General features: G+C 62.1%; 15 protein-coding genes. 14 read left to right on the top strand and 1 reads right to left on the bottom strand.

Annotation, left to right across the window (positions count from 1 at the left end):
* Positions 1-14 precede the first annotated feature (14 nt).
* The 11 genes from HGO40_RS18775 (at position 15) to HGO40_RS18725 (ending at position 10126) form a co-directional block, all read left to right on the top strand.
* Positions 15-1529, top strand: a complete 1515-nt coding sequence (locus HGO40_RS18775) for a TolC family protein (protein ID WP_250964229.1) — start codon at positions 15-17, stop codon at positions 1527-1529.
* Between the two features lie 15 nt (positions 1530-1544).
* Complete coding sequence (locus tag HGO40_RS18770; RefSeq protein WP_250964245.1) at positions 1545-2330, top strand: aspartyl/asparaginyl beta-hydroxylase domain-containing protein; 786 nt, start codon at positions 1545-1547, stop codon at positions 2328-2330.
* Complete coding sequence (locus HGO40_RS18765; protein ID WP_250964228.1) at positions 2318-3259, top strand: sulfotransferase family protein; 942 nt, start codon at positions 2318-2320, stop codon at positions 3257-3259. Before HGO40_RS18770 ends, HGO40_RS18765 begins: the two co-directional genes overlap by 13 nt.
* 198 nt (positions 3260-3457) lie before the next feature.
* A complete protein-coding gene (locus HGO40_RS18760; RefSeq protein ID WP_250964227.1) occupies positions 3458-3703 on the top strand; it encodes a DUF2789 domain-containing protein in 246 nt (81 codons plus the stop codon).
* A 225-nt stretch (positions 3704-3928) separates the two neighbouring features.
* On the top strand, positions 3929-4510 hold the full coding sequence (locus HGO40_RS18755; RefSeq protein ID WP_250964226.1) for an alpha/beta hydrolase: 582 nt from the start codon (positions 3929-3931) through the stop codon (positions 4508-4510).
* A 47-nt stretch (positions 4511-4557) separates the two neighbouring features.
* Positions 4558-5493, top strand: coding sequence for a sigma 54-interacting transcriptional regulator (locus HGO40_RS18750; protein WP_250964225.1), 936 nt, complete (start codon positions 4558-4560; stop codon positions 5491-5493).
* Positions 5494-5770: 277 nt separating this feature from the next.
* On the top strand, positions 5771-6553 hold the full coding sequence (locus HGO40_RS18745; RefSeq protein WP_250964224.1) for a MetQ/NlpA family ABC transporter substrate-binding protein: 783 nt from the start codon (positions 5771-5773) through the stop codon (positions 6551-6553).
* Positions 6554-7166: 613 nt separating this feature from the next.
* Complete coding sequence (locus tag HGO40_RS18740; RefSeq protein WP_250964223.1) at positions 7167-7832, top strand: amino acid ABC transporter permease; 666 nt, start codon at positions 7167-7169, stop codon at positions 7830-7832.
* Positions 7813-8472, top strand: a complete 660-nt coding sequence (locus HGO40_RS18735) for an amino acid ABC transporter permease (RefSeq protein WP_250964222.1) — start codon at positions 7813-7815, stop codon at positions 8470-8472. The genes HGO40_RS18740 and HGO40_RS18735 overlap by 20 nt, the downstream gene beginning before the upstream one ends.
* A complete protein-coding gene (locus HGO40_RS18730; RefSeq protein WP_250964221.1) occupies positions 8469-9251 on the top strand; it encodes an amino acid ABC transporter ATP-binding protein in 783 nt (260 codons plus the stop codon). Before HGO40_RS18735 ends, HGO40_RS18730 begins: the two co-directional genes overlap by 4 nt.
* The gene (locus HGO40_RS18725) at positions 9248-10126 is read left to right on the top strand and encodes a transporter substrate-binding domain-containing protein (protein ID WP_250964220.1); all 879 of its coding nucleotides are present in this window, start codon (positions 9248-9250) and stop codon (positions 10124-10126) included. The genes HGO40_RS18730 and HGO40_RS18725 overlap by 4 nt, the downstream gene beginning before the upstream one ends.
* A 170-nt stretch (positions 10127-10296) precedes the next feature.
* Here the strand turns inward: HGO40_RS18725 and HGO40_RS18720 are convergent, their stop codons facing one another.
* Positions 10297-11457, bottom strand: coding sequence for an AAA family ATPase (locus tag HGO40_RS18720; RefSeq protein WP_250964219.1), 1161 nt, complete (start codon positions 11455-11457; stop codon positions 10297-10299).
* A 240-nt stretch (positions 11458-11697) separates the two neighbouring features.
* On the opposite strand from HGO40_RS18720, the gene HGO40_RS18715 reads away from it, so the two are divergent.
* The 3 genes from HGO40_RS18715 to HGO40_RS18705 are packed head-to-tail and all read left to right on the top strand — an operon-like array spanning position 11698 to position 16906.
* Positions 11698-12801, top strand: a complete 1104-nt coding sequence (locus HGO40_RS18715) for an efflux RND transporter periplasmic adaptor subunit (RefSeq protein WP_250964218.1) — start codon at positions 11698-11700, stop codon at positions 12799-12801.
* Positions 12798-13862: an efflux RND transporter periplasmic adaptor subunit gene (locus HGO40_RS18710; RefSeq protein ID WP_250964217.1), complete on the top strand. Its 1065-nt coding sequence runs from the start codon at positions 12798-12800 to the stop codon at positions 13860-13862. The genes HGO40_RS18715 and HGO40_RS18710 overlap by 4 nt, the downstream gene beginning before the upstream one ends.
* Positions 13859-16906: an efflux RND transporter permease subunit gene (locus tag HGO40_RS18705; RefSeq protein WP_250964216.1), complete on the top strand. Its 3048-nt coding sequence runs from the start codon at positions 13859-13861 to the stop codon at positions 16904-16906. Before HGO40_RS18710 ends, HGO40_RS18705 begins: the two co-directional genes overlap by 4 nt.
* Positions 16907-17061 lie beyond the last annotated feature (155 nt).

Here is a 17061-nt window from a genome sequence, read left to right as displayed (position 1 = left end):
GGGCAATCCAGGGAATGAATAGAAGTCAGAAGTTATTCGGTATGAGTGTGCTGGCGGTGGTGGTGAGTGGATGTGCGGTCACCAGCGATCCGATCGAGCGTAGCGTCAGCGAACAGCGCGCTCGAACCGACCTGCAGAACATGTACAAGGACCAGGAGCCGCTGAGCGGCCCCCTGACCCTGCACCAGGCCATGGCCCGGGCGGTGAAGTACAACCTCGAAGGTCGCTTGAAGATCATGGAGGAAGCCCTGGCCAAGCGTCAGCTGGATCTGGCCAGTTTCGACATGCTGCCGCGCATGGCCCTGGACGCCGGGTACGTGGGCCGTAACAACGTCAGTGCCTCCAGCAGCCAGAGCGTGGAAACCGGTACCCAGTCCCTGGAGCCGTCGACCTCCCAAGACCGTGACCGTGAAGTGGCGGACCTGACCATGGTCTGGAACGTGCTCGATTTCGGTGTCAGCTACATCAGTGCCAAGCAAGCCGGGGACCAGCGGCTGATCGTGCAGGAACGTCGGCGCAAGGTGATCAACACCATCGTCCAGGACGTGCGTTCGGCCTACTGGCGCGCCATGGCCGCCGAGCGCCTGCTCAAGCAGATCGACAGCCTGATGGTCCGGGTCGAGGCGGCACGTGACAACAGCCAGAGCATGAGTGAACAGCGCATCGGCGACCCGGTGCAAGCCCTGGGTTACCAGCGTTCGCTGATCCAGGCCACCCGCCAACTGGAAGAGCAACGCCGGGCGCTGTCCCTGGCCAAGACCGAACTGGCGACGCTGATCAACTTGCCCCTGGGCACCGAACTGACCCTGGCGACCCAGGATGAATACACCATCCCGGAACTCAAGGTCGACCTGGCTCGTCTCGAACAGGAAGCCCTGGCCAGTCGTCCGGAATTGCGCGAGCAGGATTACCAGACCCGCATCACCGCCGCCGAAACCCGCAAGGCCATGTTGCGCCTGCTGCCGGGGCTGGAGTTTTCCGCCGGCGGGCACTACGACAGCAACTCGTTTTTGGTGGAACAAGGCTGGGCCGACTATGGCGTGAAAGTCACCTGGAACCTGTTCAACGTGATCTCCGCCCCGGCGGCCATCGACGTGGCCAAGGCCGGTGAAGAAGTGGCGTCGGCACGGCGTCAGGCGATGTCAATCGCCGTGCTGGCGCAGCTGTACGTGGCCAATGCCAACTATCGTGAAGCCCTGCGCCAGTTCAAGACCAGCCAGCAACTGTCGGACATCGATGGGCAGATTGTCGGTCAATTGCGTAGCCGTCACCAGGCTGCCGGCATTGGCGAGTTGGACCTGATCCAGGGTGAACTGAACACCTTGCAGGCCGACCTGCGTCGGGACTTGGCTTATGCCGACCTGCGCAACGCCTACGGGCAGATCTTTGCCAGCGCCGGCCTCGATCCACTGCCGAACGAAGTGCAGTCGACCGAAGTCCAGTCGATTGCCACGGCGCTGGCCAACCGCGAAGCGGCCTGGGCCCAAGGTGATATCACGCTGCCGAAGCCTGCCACGGTGACTCAATAACCGGGCGCAACCATGATGACGCGCCCGGCGTTTTCCCGGCTGCCGGTGGCGGTGAACCTGCCGTTGCTGTTGCACGCACTGGCGGCCATTGACGACGCACGTTGGCAGGGGCACTTCAACAGTGCCTATCACAGCGGCGACTGGAGCGGCGTGGCGCTGATATCGGCGGCCGATGCCGTTACCGAACTGTCGCCCGGGCACGGTCAGCCCGTGCATCGCGCGCCTTGGACAGCGGACAGTCGCTGGCAAGAGGCATTGCATGACTGGCCCCTGGAGATCGTCTCGGCCCGGCTGCTGCGGTTGGGCCCCGGTGGGCGCATCCACGAGCATCGCGACTATGATCTGGGCGGGCCGGATGCTGATCTGCGCCTGCACGTGCCGCTGCTCAGCCCACCTGACGTGGATTTTTTCCTGGATGGACACATTATTCCGATGACGGCCGGCGAGTGCTGGTTTCTCGATCTGGCGCGGCCCCATCGCGTTATGAATCGAAGTGCTCATTCGCGGGTTCACCTGGTGCTCGATTGTCGCCCCGGGCCGTGGCTGGCCCAGCAGATTGCCGATGGGCTACCCACCACACCCGCCGCAGGCGTCGGGCCAAGCGACTTTGTCCGTTTTCAGCAGCGCGTGGAAACGGATCCTCATCTCGCGCGAACCTTGCAGAACTTGCATGAGCTGGACGCTTTCATTGACTCTGCCCTGGCACTGGGGGCCGAACAAGGGCTTCACTTCACCCGGGAGGAATTGCGGGCTGCGATGCGCACCGGTCGCCAGCAGTGGAGAAACCAGTGGAAGACCTGAATCTGCACGGCTGGTTGCCGATCCGCGTATGGCAAGAGGCCGGGCAGTGGCGGGTCGATTGGTGCTGGTTCGGCGACATGCGACTGTCACAGCCGTTCTTTGGAGATGCGGTGGAAGACGCCCTGCGCCTGCCCTTCAACCAGGCGTTCCGCCGCCAGACACCCTTGGAGGTGCTCGGTCAGTGGCAACGACAAAGCCCGGGCCTGGCGCCCAATGCGTTCATTTTCCATGCTTCCCGTTGCGGCTCGACATTGATCAGCCAGATGCTTGCCCAATTGGACCATCACATCGTCATTTCGGAACCACGGCCCCTGGATACGCTGCTGCGCAGTGATTTGCCGTTGCCCGAGCGGTGCGTGGCGCTCAAGGGCTTGATGTCGGCCTATGGGCAGCGCCGCCGAGGCGTGGAGCAACGGCTGGTGGTCAAGCTCGACGCCTGGAACATCGGTGAACTGCCGTTGTTGCGTGAGTGCTTTCCCGACACGCCCTGGTTGTTCGTGTACCGCGACCCCTTGGAAATCTCGGTCTCTCACCTGCGCCGTCCCGGCATGCACATGGTGCCGGGGATGATCGGTGCGACGGTCCTGGACGATGGATTGCCGTTCGCCGGCCAGGAAGATTTCATCCCGCGCCGGGTGGGACGGTTATTGGCGACGGGCTTGGACCACTGCCAGGCAGTGGCTGGGATGGCGGTCAACTACACTGACCTGCCTGAGGCGATGACGGGCAGACTGGCGGCGTTTTTCGGCCTCGATGAAGGGCAGTGCAAACAAATGTTCGCAGCGGTCGGGCAACATGCCAAGCAGCCGGCGCAGGTGTTTGTTGGCGACAGCGAGGACAAGCGCCGGGAGGCTTCGGCGCTGTTGCGTGAGCGGGTCCTGCGCTGGGCGCAGGGGCCTTACGAGGCGTTGAACTCACTCCCTCCGTAGCGGGATTCAAACCGCTTTTGTGGCGAGGGAGCTTGCTCCCGCTCGGTTGCGCAGCAACCGCAAAGTCGTGGGGCCGCTTCGCCCGAAGCGTCGGACCGGCCCAGCGGGAGCAAGCCTCCTCGCCACGGTGTGCTCAGCTCCAAGGGACTAGACTGCAGGAGTAGAGCCCAGCCATCCATTCATGCCCAGGAGTCCCGCATGGAAACCCCGATCCATACACTTCCCGCCCTGTTCAAACAACTCGGCCTGCCTGACGACGCCATCAGCATCGATCAATTCATTGCCAGCCATTCTCCCCTTAAACCCGATCTGCACCTGTCCGATGCCTTCTTCTGGAGCGAGGGTCAGCGGCAACTCCTGCGCGACGAAATCCTCGAGGATGCGGACTGGGCGGTGGTGGTGGATCAACTCGACGTGCTGTTGCGCAAGGGCCGCAGTGAGTGATGCCGATGCAGGGCTTGGGCAATAACTTGTGGGAGCGAGCTTGCTCGCGATGGCGGACCGTCAGCCAACACTGATGCAACAGACATATCGCTATCGCGAGCAAGCTCGCTCCCACAGGGTTAACTTGTTATTCGTTTTAAGCATTAACAAATAGCTTCTTATTCCTTAAGTAATATACCTCTCCTCCCTATACTCGTCCGGGAACAGACACGCAGGAGAGCACCCATGCGCAACGAATCGATTCGCTACCTGATTGTGCCGGGCTGGCAAGGATCGCCGGAAAATCATTGGCAAACCCACTGGCAGAACAGCCTGCCCAACAGCGCCCGGGTCGAGCAGGCCGACTGGGTGACGCCCCGGCGTGAGGACTGGGTCGCGGCGCTGGCCGAGGCCGTGGCCGCCGACAGCACGCCGGTGATCCTGATTGCCCATAGCCTGGGCTGCATCACCGTGGCCCATTGGGCCGCCACCGCACCGGTGCACTTCCTGCGGCAGGTGCGCGGGGCGTTGCTGGTGGCGCCGGCGGATGTCGAGCGGCCAGCCTGCGTCCCGGCGCTGCGCAATTTCGCGCCGATTCCCAATGATCTGCTGCCGTTCCCAAGCCAAGTGGTCAGCTCCGACAACGACGCCGCCGTGAGCGCCCCGCGCGCCTTGGAGCTGGCCCGCAACTGGGGCTCCGAGGCCGGGATTCTGTCAGGGGCGGGGCATATCAATGTGAAGTCTGGCCACCAGCGTTGGGAGCAGGGTTTCGCTTACCTCTACCGTCTGCAAAACCGCATGGAGCATCACGCCCTGCGTCGCGCCTGAATTTTTAGCGCCCCCCGTCTCCCGGCGGTCTGGGGCGGGAGCCTGCCATGAGTTTGCATGAAACCTTCGGTCAGCCCTTGCTGACCTTTCCCGATGCGGAAAAAAGCCCCCTGAGCATTCGCGCCAAGGCGCTGGTGTTCGTCGATCCCCGTTCACGGCAGTTGCGCCAGGAATTGGAGCAATTGGCGCCCCGGGCGATTTCAGTGCTGATACGCGGCGAAACCGGTAGCGGCAAGGAACTGCTGGCCCGGCATATCCATCGCGAAAGCGATCGCGGCGGATTGTTTGTGTCGGTCAACTGCGGCGCCATCAGCCCGACCTACGCCGACGCCGAACTGTTCGGCTATGCCGCCGGCAGCTACAGCGGTTCGGCCAGCAGCCGGGCCGGCTGGTTCGGTTCGGCCAACGGCGGCACCCTTTACCTGGATGAACTCGGCGATTTGCCGCTGCCGATCCAGATCAAGCTGCTGGCGGCCCTGGAAAACCATGAAGTCACCCGTGTCGGCGCCCATCAGCCCAGTCCGGTGGATGTTCGCCTGGTCGCGGCCACCAGCATCGACCTGGCGCAAGCGGTGGCGGCCGGGAAATTCCACGAACGGCTCTACCACTATCTGCGCGAAGGTCGGCTCGAACTGCCGGCGCTGCGCGAACGGGGGGGCGATATCCTGTCCCTGGCCGAATATTTCCTGGGCATCTACAGTCAGCGACTCGGCCTGGCCGTGCCGCTGATCAGTGAAGCCGCGCAGCAAGCTCTTGAGCGGCACAGTTGGCCGGGCAACACTCGCGAGCTGGAGAACGTCATTCACTTTGCATTGCTGGTGAGCACAGGGGATGAAATTTTGCCGGAGCATTTGAATCTGCCGTCCCAACCATCGGCCCTGGAGCTGATCGATCAGCAAGTGGCGCAGGTCATTGCCCTGGGTTCGGACGCCGAGCGTACAGCCCTCAAGGCGCTGCTCAATCAATTGAGCCAAACGCTCTAGACCGGATACCCACCTGTGGCGAGGGAGCTTGCTCCCGCTCGGTTGCGCAGCGACCGCAAAATCTTGGGTCCGCTGCGCGGCCCAGCGGGAGCAAGCTCCCTCGCCACAAAAGCATCGTCTTGTATATGAATAAAATGAATATGAACTTGAATAAAAGATATTGTTAAGGAATAAAAAATATCGGTATTGTCCGCATCACGCCAGCGATAGCACTTCACTGGCACACCCACATTTAGCCGTCGTCCATGACGACCGTGATTTTCGATAAGGACACTGCATGAAAAAGGTTCTGTTGTTCACCGCATTGGCGGCAGCCCTGGCCTCGGGCCTGGCCCAGGCCGCGGAGAAGCTGGTCGTGGCCGCCACGCCAGTACCCCACGCGGAAATCCTCGAGCTGATCAAGCCGGCCCTGGCTAAAGAAGGCGTGGATTTGCAGATCAAGGTTTTCACCGACTACGTCCAACCCAACGTACAAGTCGACCAGAAACGCCTGGACGCCAACTATTTCCAGACCTTGCCTTACCTCACGAGCTTCAACGAAGGCAAAGGCACTCACCTGGTGACGGTCATCGGCGTGCACGTCGAACCGTTTGGCGGCTACTCGAAAAAGGTCAAGAGCCTGGCTGAGCTGAAGGACGGCGCAACCATTGCCATCCCTAACGAAGGCAGCAACAGCGGCCGTGCGCTGATCCTGCTGCAGAAGGCTGGCCTGATCACACTCAAGGATCCGAAAAACGCCCTGGCGACGCCGAAGGACATTGCCGAGAACCCTAAGAACTTCAAGTTCAAGGAACTGGAATCGGCCATGCTGCCGCGTGTGTTGGATCAGGTCGACCTGGACATGATCAACACCAATTACGCCTTGGAAGCAGGTCTTAACCCGGCCAAGGACGCCTTGGTGATCGAAGGTTCGGATTCGCCATACGTGAACTTCCTGGTTGCCCGCCCGGACAACAAGGACAGCCCGGCCATCCAGAAACTGGCCAAGGCCCTGACCAGCCCTGAAGTGAAGGCGTTCATCGAGAAGAAATACAGCGGCGCGGAACTGCCGGCGTTCTGATTCGCGCGGTAAACCCTGTTACGGTTTCAAACGTCGACGGCTGATACAGCGTCGGCGTTTTTTATGCTCGAAAGATTGCTTGGGTCAGGAACAGGATGACCTGTGTCGAGGGAGCTTGCTCCCGCTCGGCTCTGTAGGAGCTGGCGAAGCCTGCGATCTTTTGATCTTTTGATCTTTTGATCTTTCGCTTGAGATTCAAGTGTCTTTGGAAGGATCGCAGCCTCGCTGCACTCGTCAGCTCCTACACAGCTCCTACAGGTCACAGATCAAAGGCGCAAATCAGGCCACCCTGGTCTTCAACGCCCGGCGCAACGCCACCAATAATTTCACTATTTCCTGCGGTTCCAGTCGCTGGGGCACTTTCACGTCAGCCATGTTTTTCTTCCTTGTAATGGTGAGGGAGTGTCGAAAGGATCCTCCCTGCGGCGCAAGGAAAATAGTCGTATTCGTCCTTTCCGGCAAATCCGAAGATAGTTTTTTGTGTGATATCAATATGCTTTAACGGTATTTAAATTCAAGTTCTTATGCCTTTAAAGTCAGCTCCTGCCGAGCAGCTATCCGCTGCCCATGGACCGTATCACCGTCGCTTACCGAGCGGCGTCCAGGATGCTCAATGAACTTCGATTACGCTTTTATCCTCAGCACCCTCCCAGCGTTTCTCAAGGCTGTGGGCGTGACGCTGCAGGTCGGCCTTATCGCCATCGCCACGTCGCTGCTGGTGGCGCTGGTCAACGCGACGATCCTCGTGTCGCGCACGCCTTACCTGCAACGCCTGGTGGGGCTGTATGTGGAGCTGGCCCGTAACACGCCGCTGCTCATCCAGTTGTTCTTCGTCTACTTCGCCTTGCCGGCGCTGGGCGTCAAGGTCTCGGGGTTTGCGGCCGCGATCATCACCATGACGTTCCTGGGCGGTGCCTACCTCACGGAAGTGCTGCGGGCGGGGGTGGACGCGGTGCCCCGGGCGCAATTGGAATCCGGTCGCTCCATCGGGCTGTCCCACGGGCAATTGCTGCGCTACGTAGTCCTGCCACAGGCCGGTATTCTCAGCCTGCCGTCGTTGTTCGCCAACTTCATTTTCCTGCTGAAGGAGACCACCGTGGTCTCGGCCGTGGCGGTGCCGGAGATTCTCTACACCACCAAAAGCTACATCGCGCTCTACTACAAGACCTACGAAATGCTCGCCGTGCTGACGTTGATTTGCGTGCTGCTGTTTTTGCCGCTGTCGCTGTTGCTCAGCCGCTTGGAAAGGAGGCTCCAGCATGGCCAGTTCGGGTCTTGAGTTGCTCTGGGTGTCGCTGCCGCAACTGGGCAAGGGCGCTGCGCAAACCTTGTCGATTTCCTTTCTGAGTATCGCCTTCAGCACCGTGGGCGGTGTGCTTTATGGGGTGTTGCGTACGCTGGGTGTGAAGTGGCTGGACGCCGTCCTGCGGGTCTACCTGGAGTTGTTCCGGGCGATCCCGGTGCTGGTCTGGTTGTACCTGCTGTTCTTCGGCTTGCCGATCTTTTTCGGTGTGAGCCTTCCAAGCTTTTGGTGCGCGGTCCTGGTGTTGTCGCTGTGGGGTGCCAGTGAGGTCGGTGAAGTGGTGCGCGGCGCCTTGCATTCGTTGCCGCGCGGCCAGCGCGAGGCGGGCTTGTCGATTGGGTTGAACGGTCCGCAACTCTACGGCCATGTGCTGCTTCCGCAAGCGCTGAGACGCATGACGCCGCCGACCATCAACGTCTACACGCGCATCATCAAGACCAGCTCCCTGGCCGTGCTGATCGGCGTGGTGGATGTGATCAAGGTCGGCCAGCAGATCATCGAACGCACCTACGAATCCGTGCTGATCTACGGCGCGCTGTTCCTGTTTTTCTTTTTCATCTGCTACCCGCTTTCGGCCGCCTCCCGCGTGCTGGAGCGGCGCTGGACGCAAGCATGAACGCATTGATCGAGTTCAAGGGTTTCAACAAGTTTTTCGGCGAACAGCAGGTGCTGGATGGCATCGACCTGCACGTGAAGCCAGGCGAGGTGATCGTCATTCTCGGCCCTAGTGGTTGCGGCAAAAGTACTTTGCTGCGTTGCCTCAACGGGCTGGAAGCGGCCCACAGCGGCAGCCTGGCATTCGCCGGTCGCGAGTTGCTGGACAAGGGCACCGACTGGCGCGAAGTGCGGCAGCAGATCGGCATGGTGTTCCAGAGCTATCACCTGTTCCCGCACATGAGCGTGCTCGATAACCTGCTGCTGGGCCCGGTCAAGGTGCAAACGCGCGATCGCCGCGAAGCACGCGACCAGGCCGAAGCCTTGCTGGCGCGGGTGGGCCTGCTGGACAAGCGTGATGCTTTCCCGCGCCAGCTCTCCGGCGGCCAGCAGCAACGTATCGCCATCGTGCGTTCGCTGTGCATGAACCCCAAGGTCATGTTGTTCGATGAGGTCACCGCCGCCCTCGATCCGGAAATGGTCAAGGAGGTCCTGGAAGTCATCCAGGGCTTGGCCCGCGAAGGCATGACGCTGTTGATCGTCACCCACGAAATGGCGTTCGCCCGCGCCGTGGCTGACCGCATCGTGTTCATGGACGCCGGGCGCATCCTTGAACAAACCCCACCCGAGACTTTCTTTACGAACCCGCAAACCGCACGCGCGCAGCAGTTCCTGGAGAAGTTCTCCTACGTCGCCGCACTCCCTGAAACGACTCAAAAAAAGGAACTGGAACTGTCATGAAAGCTGCCAAGTCTTCTCTGCTGCTACTGCCGCTGCTCGCCGCCTTACTGGCCGGCTGCAATAAAACCGAAGAACCGCCGAAGCCGAACGTCGCCAGCCAAGGCACCGCACCGGTCAGCTACCTGGACAAAATCAAGGCACGGGACAAATTGATCGTCGGCGTCTTTACCGACAAGCCACCGTTTCGCTTCGTCGATGAGGCAGGGCGGTATGTCGGCTTCGATACCGACATCGGCCGTCGATTCGCCAAGGATCTGCTCGGCGATGAGAACAAGGTGGAGTTCGTTGCGGTTGAACCGGCGAGCCGGATTCCGTTCCTGCAAAGCGACAAGGTCGACCTGATCCTCGCCAACATGACCGTGACCCCGGAGCGCAAGGAAGCGGTTGAATTCACCAACCCGAACCTGAAAGTCGCGGTGCAGGCGCTGGTGCCACAAGCCAGCGCGGTGAAAAACCTCGATGACCTGGCGACCCGCACCACCATCGTCACCACCGGCACTACGGCGGACATCTGGCTGACCAAGAATCACCCGGACTGGAAGTTGCTCAAGTTCGAGAAAAATTCCGAGTCCTTGCAGGCGTTGGCCAATGGTCGCGGCGATGCGTATGCCCAAGACAACCTGGTGCTGTTCAGTTGGGCCAAGCAGAACCCTGGCTATCGTGTGCTTGAGCAGACCCTGGGCGCCGAAGCACCGATTGCACCAGCGGTGAAGAAGGGCAATGTCGAGTTGCGCGATTGGGTCAATGCCGAGCTGGCGAAGCTGGGTGAAGAGAAGTATTTGCTCAAGCTGTACGACCAGTACGTGCGCAAGGAACTGAGCGATGACACCAAGCCTGAGAGCGTGATTGTCGAGGGTGGGAAGTGGCAGGGGTGATGGGCTGAAGAATGTGATCCAGCAGGTAACCCATAGTCCTGTGGCGAGGGAGCTTGCTCCCGCTGGCCTGCGAAGCAGGCCCCTGCATTCCTGCAGGCTGACCGTATTAGCCGCTTTTGCGACTGCTGCGCAGCCGAGCGGGAGCAAGCTCCCTCGCCACAGGGCACTGCCTAGTCCGGCCAATGCCAGGCCGGCTCATCCAGCGCCCGCTGTCCGACAATCCCGGTCTGTCCAAGGTCTTTCTCCAGCACGATGCAATTGCACTGTTCATCCTGCTCCAACGCGGCAATCAGACGCGAGGCATGGGACACCACCCAGACCTGGCAATTGGCCGAGGCGCGGATGATCAACCGCGCCAGGGCCGGCAACAGGTCGGGGTGCAGGCTGGTTTCCGGTTCGTTGAGCACCATCAGCGAGGGCGGTCTGGGGGTGAGCAGGGCGGCCACCAGCAACAGATAGCGCAAGGTCCCGTCCGACAGTTCGGCGGCGGACAGTGGTCGCAGCAGGCCGTGCTGCTGGAACGCGATGGCGAAACGTCCGCCTTGCAGCTTATCGATGTGCAGTCGGGCGCCGGGGAACGCGTCACCGATGGCGGCATGCAAGGCCTCGACGTCACCGATCTCAAGAATGGTCTGCAGCGAGGCGGCCAGATCCCGCCCATCGTGATGCAGCACCGGCGTGCGGGTGCCCAGTTGTGGTTGGCGCACCGGGGCGTCGGCGTCGCTGCGAAAGTGATCGTAGAAGCGCCAGCGACGAATGAACTCGCGCAGCTGCAGGACCTCCGGCGAAGCACGCAGGCTGCCGACCTGGGCGAACAGGCTGTCGAAGGTGGGCGTGGGCGGGGCCAGTACATCCCATGAATGGCCTTCGCGGGCACGGATCATCGGCCCGTTGCGGTCCACCAGCAGGCTGGCCGGCCGAAACACCGGGCCGGCCCAGATGCATTCGCGCTTGATTTCCGGGTCCAGGGAAAACGCTGAGCGACTGGGTGCAGGCAGGCCGAGGGCGATGGAATAGCTGAAGTCTTCGCCGGCGAAGCCCAGGCGCAGGCGCTTGGTGCCCTGGCGCACAACCGCCTGGACCGGCACCTCACCGTTACGCATGCGGCGGCTGATTTCCTCCGGCCCGGCCCAGAAGGTCGAGTCCAGTCCGCCTTCCCGGGCCAGGGCGTTGACCACCCCGCCCTGGGCCGTCTCGGCCAGCAGGCGCAGGGCACGGTACAGATTGGATTTGCCGCTGCCGTTGGGGCCGGTGATGAGGTTCAACCGGCCCAGCGGGATGACCAATTTATTGATGGATCGGTAGTTGGCCACCGCCAATGTCTTGAGCATGGGCAGACTCCTGCTGTGTGGGTTCGTAGGAGCTGTCGAGCGCAGCGAGGCTGCGATCTTTCCGAACCCAATTGAATCTCAAGCGAAAGAACAAAAGATCGAAGCCTCGCGTTGCTCGACAGCTCCTACGGGAGGCGATCAGTTTGCCTGATTTGCCGCAGCCGTTGTATTCGTGGAACCCTGTTCTAAGCTCACAGTCGTATCGTCACTGGTACGTCCGTACAACGCAAAGGAGTCTGCATGGCTGGTCCCGGAATCAAATTGATTGTTGGCTTGGGCGTGTGTGCGTTGTTGGCGGGGTGTGGTGACAAGAAGCCCGAAGAAAAGGCCCTGCCACGGGTTTTCGTGCAGCAGGCCGTGCCCAGCGAATACGCGGCCTCGGTGACCCTGACCGGCGATGTCCAGGCGCGGGTGAAGGCCGACCTGTCGTTTCGCGTGGGTGGCAAGATCATCGCGCGCAAGGTGGATGTCGGCGACCGAGTCTCGGCCCGGCAAGTGCTGGCCCGGCTCGATCCCCGGGACCTGCAGACCAACGTCGACTCCGCCCAAGCCCAGGTGGCCGCCGAGCAGGCGCGGGTCAAGCAGAGTGCGGCGGCGTTCGTGCGCCAACAGAAGCTCCTGCCCAAGGGCTACACCAGCCAGAGCGAATACGACGCGGCCCAGGCCCAACTGCGCAGCAGCCAGAGTGCGCTGACCGCCGCCCAGGCCCAACTGGCCAACGCTCGCGAACAACTGAGCTACACCGCGCTGATTGCCGAAGCGCCGGGCATCATCACCGCGCGCCAGGCGGAAGTCGGCCAGGTGGTGCAGGCCACGGAGCCGATCTTCAGTCTGGCCCGGGACGGTGAACGCGACGCGGTGTTCAACATCTACGAATCACTGTTGAGCGAACCGCCATCGGACCCTGCAATCACCATCAGCCTGTTGGATAACCCCACCATCAAGACCACCGGCACCGTGCGCGAGATCACCCCGGCGGTGTCTGCCCAGACCGGCACCGTGCAGGTCAAGGTGACCCTCGATGCGTTGCCCGAAGGCATGCGCTTGGGGTCGGTGGTCAGCGCCACGGCCAAGTCCGCCGGCAAGACCGCCTTCGAGTTGCCTTGGTCGGCCCTGCCCAAGAACCTCAGTGAGCCGGCCGTGTGGCTGGTGGACGGCGAGGGCAAGGCGCAGTTGCAGCCGGTGACGGTCGGCCGCTACCTGACCGGCAAGGTCATCATCAGCGCGGGCCTCAAGGGGGGAGAGAAAATCGTCACCGCCGGTGGGCAATTGCTGCACCCCGGCGTACGCGTCGAGATCGCTGAAAACACTTATGAAAAATCCACACCGGGAGCCCAGCCATGAAGCGTGTGTGGATGGTCGCGGCCGGCCTCTTGCTGGCCGCCTGCTCCCAGGAAGAAGCACCGCCCGAACCGGTACGCCCGGTATTGTCCGTTGAAGTCCGGGCCCTCGACCAGCAGGCCCTCGGGCGTTTCGCTGGGAATATCCAGGCCCGCTACGAGAGCAACGTCGGTTTCCGCGTGCCCGGACGCATTGCCAGCCGCAACGTCGATGTTGGCGCCGAAGTGAAGAAGGGCGACCTGCTCGCCACGCTCGATCCCACCGACCAGCAGAACCAGCTCCGCGCCGCCCAGGGCGATCTGGCGCGGATCGAGGCGCAGTACATCAATGCCCAGGCCAATGCCCGTCGCCAGCAGCAATTGTTCGACCGTGGTGTCGGCGCCCAGGCGCAACTGGACGTCGCCCAGACCGACCTGAAAACCACCGGGGCGTCCCTTGAACAGGCCCGGGCTTCGGTGGAACAGGCCCGCGACCAACTCAACTACAGCCAATTGCACACGGACCACGACGCCGTCGTCACCGCCTGGAACGCCGAAGCCGGGCAGGTGGTCACCGCCGGCCAGCAAGTGGTGACCCTGGCCCGCCCGGACATCAAGGAAGCGGTGATCGACCTGCCGGCCGGGCTGGTCGAACGCTTGCCCACGGACGTGGTATTCGAGGTCGCCGCGCAATTGGACCCGAGCATCCACACCACCGCCATCGTCCGCGAGATCGAGCCCCAGGCCCAGAGCGCGACACGCACCCGCCGCGCGCGCTTGACGCTGACCGACACACCGCCAGGTTTTCGCCTCGGCACGGCCATCAGCGTGACCCTGAGCTCGACCATCGAACCGCGCATCGAACTGCCGCTCAGCGCGTTGCAAGAGATCGACGGCAAGGCACGCATCTGGCTGATCGACCCGCAAACGCAGACCGTCTCTCCCCGTGAGGTACGGATTATCGTGCGTTCGGCCAACTCGGTGCTGGTGGCCAACGGCATCAAGGCCGGCGACCGCGTGGTCAGTGCCGGCGTGCACAGCCTCCAGCCAGGACAGAAAGTGAAACTCGACGAGGACGTACGATGAAAGGGCCTTTCAACTTATCCGAATGGGCCCTGCGGCATCAGTCGTTCGTCTGGTACCTGATGTTCGTGGCGCTGTTGATGGGCGTGTTTTCGTACATGAACCTGGGTCGCGAGGAAGACCCGTCGTTCACCATCAAGACCATGATCATCCAGACTCGCTGGCCGGGCGCGACCCAGGAAGAAACCCTCAGGCAGGTCACCGACCGCATCGAGAAGAAACTCGAAGAGCTCGACTCCCTCGACTACGTCAAGAGCTACACCCGCCCGGGAGAGTCGACGGTGTTCGTGTACCTGCGCGATACCACCGGGGCCAAGGAAATCCCCGAGATCTGGTACGAGGTACGCAAGAAGATCAACGACATTCGCGGCGATTTCCCCGAAGGTTTGCAAGGGCCTGGGTTCAATGATGAGTTCGGCGATGTCTACGGTTCGGTGTACGCCTTCACCGGCGACGGCCTGTCGATGCGCCAGTTGCGCGACTACGTGGAACAGGTGCGCGCCGAGATCCGCGAGGTACCGGGCCTGGGCAAGGTCGAGATGGTGGGCGAGCAGGACGAAGTGCTGTACCTGAACTTCTCCACGCGCAAACTCGCCGCCCTGGGCATCGACCAGCGCCAAGTGGTACAGAGCCTGCAATCGCAGAATGCCGTGACCCCGGCCGGGGTGATCGATGCGGGACCGGAGCGGATTTCCGTACGTACGTCCGGGCAGTTCCAATCGGAAAAAGACCTGGCAAACGTCAACCTGCGGCTCAATGACCGGTTCTATCGACTGGCCGACATCGCCGACATCCGTCGTGGCTACGTCGACCCCGCCACACCGATGTTCCGTTTCAACGGCACGCCGGCCATCGGCCTCGCCATTGCGATGAAGAAGGGTGGCAACATCCAGGATTTCGGCAAGGCGCTGCACGCGCGCATGACCGAATTGACCGCCGACCTGCCGGTGGGCGTTGGCGTACATACCGTGTCGGACCAGGCCGAAGTGGTGGAGGAGGCGGTCGGCGGCTTCACCAGTGCGCTGTTCGAGGCGGTGATTATTGTACTGGTCGTCAGCTTCATCAGCCTTGGCGTACGGGCCGGGCTGGTGGTGGCCTGTTCGATTCCGCTGGTGCTGGCGATGGTCTTCCTGTTCATGGAATACAGCGGCATCACCATGCAGCGGATTTCCCTCGGCGCGTTGATCATCGCCCTTGGCCTGCTGGTGGACGACGCGATGATCACCGTGGAGATGATGGTCACACGCCTGGAAAAAGGCGACAGCAAGGAGCAGGCCGCGACGTTCGCCTACACCTCGACGGCGTTCCCCATGCTCACCGGGACCCTGGTGACCGTGGCCGGTTTCGTGCCCATCGGCTTGAACGCCAGTTCCGCCGGTGAGTACACCTTCACCCTGTTCGCGGTCATCGCCGTGGCGATGCTGGTGTCATGGATCGTCGCGGTGCTGTTTGCCCCGGTGATCGGCGTGCATATCCTCAGCGCCAACGTCAAACCCCACAGCGCCGAGCCGGGGCGGATCGGCCGGGCATTCAACGGCGGCCTGTTGTGGGCGATGCGCAATCGCTGGTGGGCCATCGGTATCACCGTGCTGCTGTTCGTGCTGGCGGTGTTTTGCATGCGCTTTGTGCAGAACCAGTTCTTCCCGTCCTCGGACCGGCCAGAAATCCTGGTGGACCTCAACCTGCCGCAAAACGCTTCGATGGACGAGACCCGCAAAGCCGTCGATCGCCTGGAGGCGACCCTCAAGGGCGACCCGGACATTGAGCGCTGGAGTACCTACATCGGCGAAGGCGCGATTCGTTTCTACCTGCCGCTGGACCAGCAGTTGCAGAACCCGTACTACGCGCAACTGGTGATCGTCAGCAAAGGCCTGGAGTCGCGCACGGCGCTGACCGAACGCCTGCAAAAGCGTCTGCGTGAGGATTTCGTCGGGATTGGCAGCTACGTCCAGGCCTTGGAAATGGGCCCGCCGGTGGGGCGGCCGATCCAGTACCGGGTCAGCGGCAAGGACATCGACCTGGTGCGCAAGCATGCGATCGAACTGGCTACCGAACTGGACAAGAACTCGCACATTGGCGAAATCATCTACGACTGGAACGAGCCGGGCAAAGTGCTGCGCATCGATATCGCCCAGGACAAGGCGCGGCAATTGGGCTTGTCGTCCGATGACGTGGCCAGGCTGATGAACAGTATCGTCAGCGGCTCGCCGGTAACCCAGGTCAACGATGATATCTACCTGATCAACGTGGTCGGCCGTGCCGAGGATGCCGAGCGCGGTTCGCCGGAAACCCTGCAGAACCTGCAGATCGTCACCCCGAGTGGCACGTCGATTCCGTTGCTGGCGTTTGCCACGGTGCGCTATGAACTGGAGCAACCGCTGGTGTGGCGTCGTGACCGCAAGCCGACCATCACCATCAAGGCCGCGGTGCGCGACGAGATCCAGCCCACCGACCTGGTCAAGCAACTGCAACCGGACATCGACAAGTTCGCCGCCGGCCTGCCGGTGGGCTACAAGGTCGCCACGGGCGGTACGGTGGAGGAGAGCAGCAAGGCCCAAGGGCCGATCGCCAGCGTCGTGCCGCTGATGCTGTTTCTGATGGCGACCTTCCTGATGATCCAGTTGCACAGCGTGCAGAAGCTGTTTCTGGTGGCGAGCGTCGCGCCCCTCGGGTTGATCGGCGTGGTGCTGGCGCTGGTGCCGACGGGCACGCCCATGGGCTTCGTGGCGATCCTCGGGATCCTCGCGCTGATCGGCATCATTATCCGTAACTCGGTGATCCTGGTGACCCAGATCGATGAATACGAACGTGACGGCTACGAACCCTGGGACGCGGTGGTGGAGGCCACCGAACACCGCCGTCGGCCGATCCTGCTCACGGCCGCCGCGGCGAGCCTGGGGATGATCCCGATTGCCCGGGAAGTGTTCTGGGGGCCGATGGCCTACGCGATGATCGGCGGGATCATCATCGCCACGTTGCTGACGCTGCTGTTCCTGCCGGCGCTGTATGTGGCCTGGTACAAGATCCGCGAGCCGAAGCGTGATTGACGCGGCCGCCTTCGCTGCCCTTGTGGCGAGGGAGCTTGCTCCCGCTCGGTCCTGTAGGAGCTGTCGAGTGCAACGAGGCTGCGATCTTTCCACTACCAATTGAGTCCGGAGTGAAGATCAAGATCAAAAGATCGCAGGCTTCGCCAGCTCCTACA

This window comes from Pseudomonas sp. CG7, from assembly GCF_023701885.1.
Taxonomy (GTDB): Bacteria; Pseudomonadota; Gammaproteobacteria; order Pseudomonadales; family Pseudomonadaceae; genus Aquipseudomonas; species Aquipseudomonas zanjanensis.
This window is presented reverse-complemented; position numbering and strand designations above follow the sequence as displayed.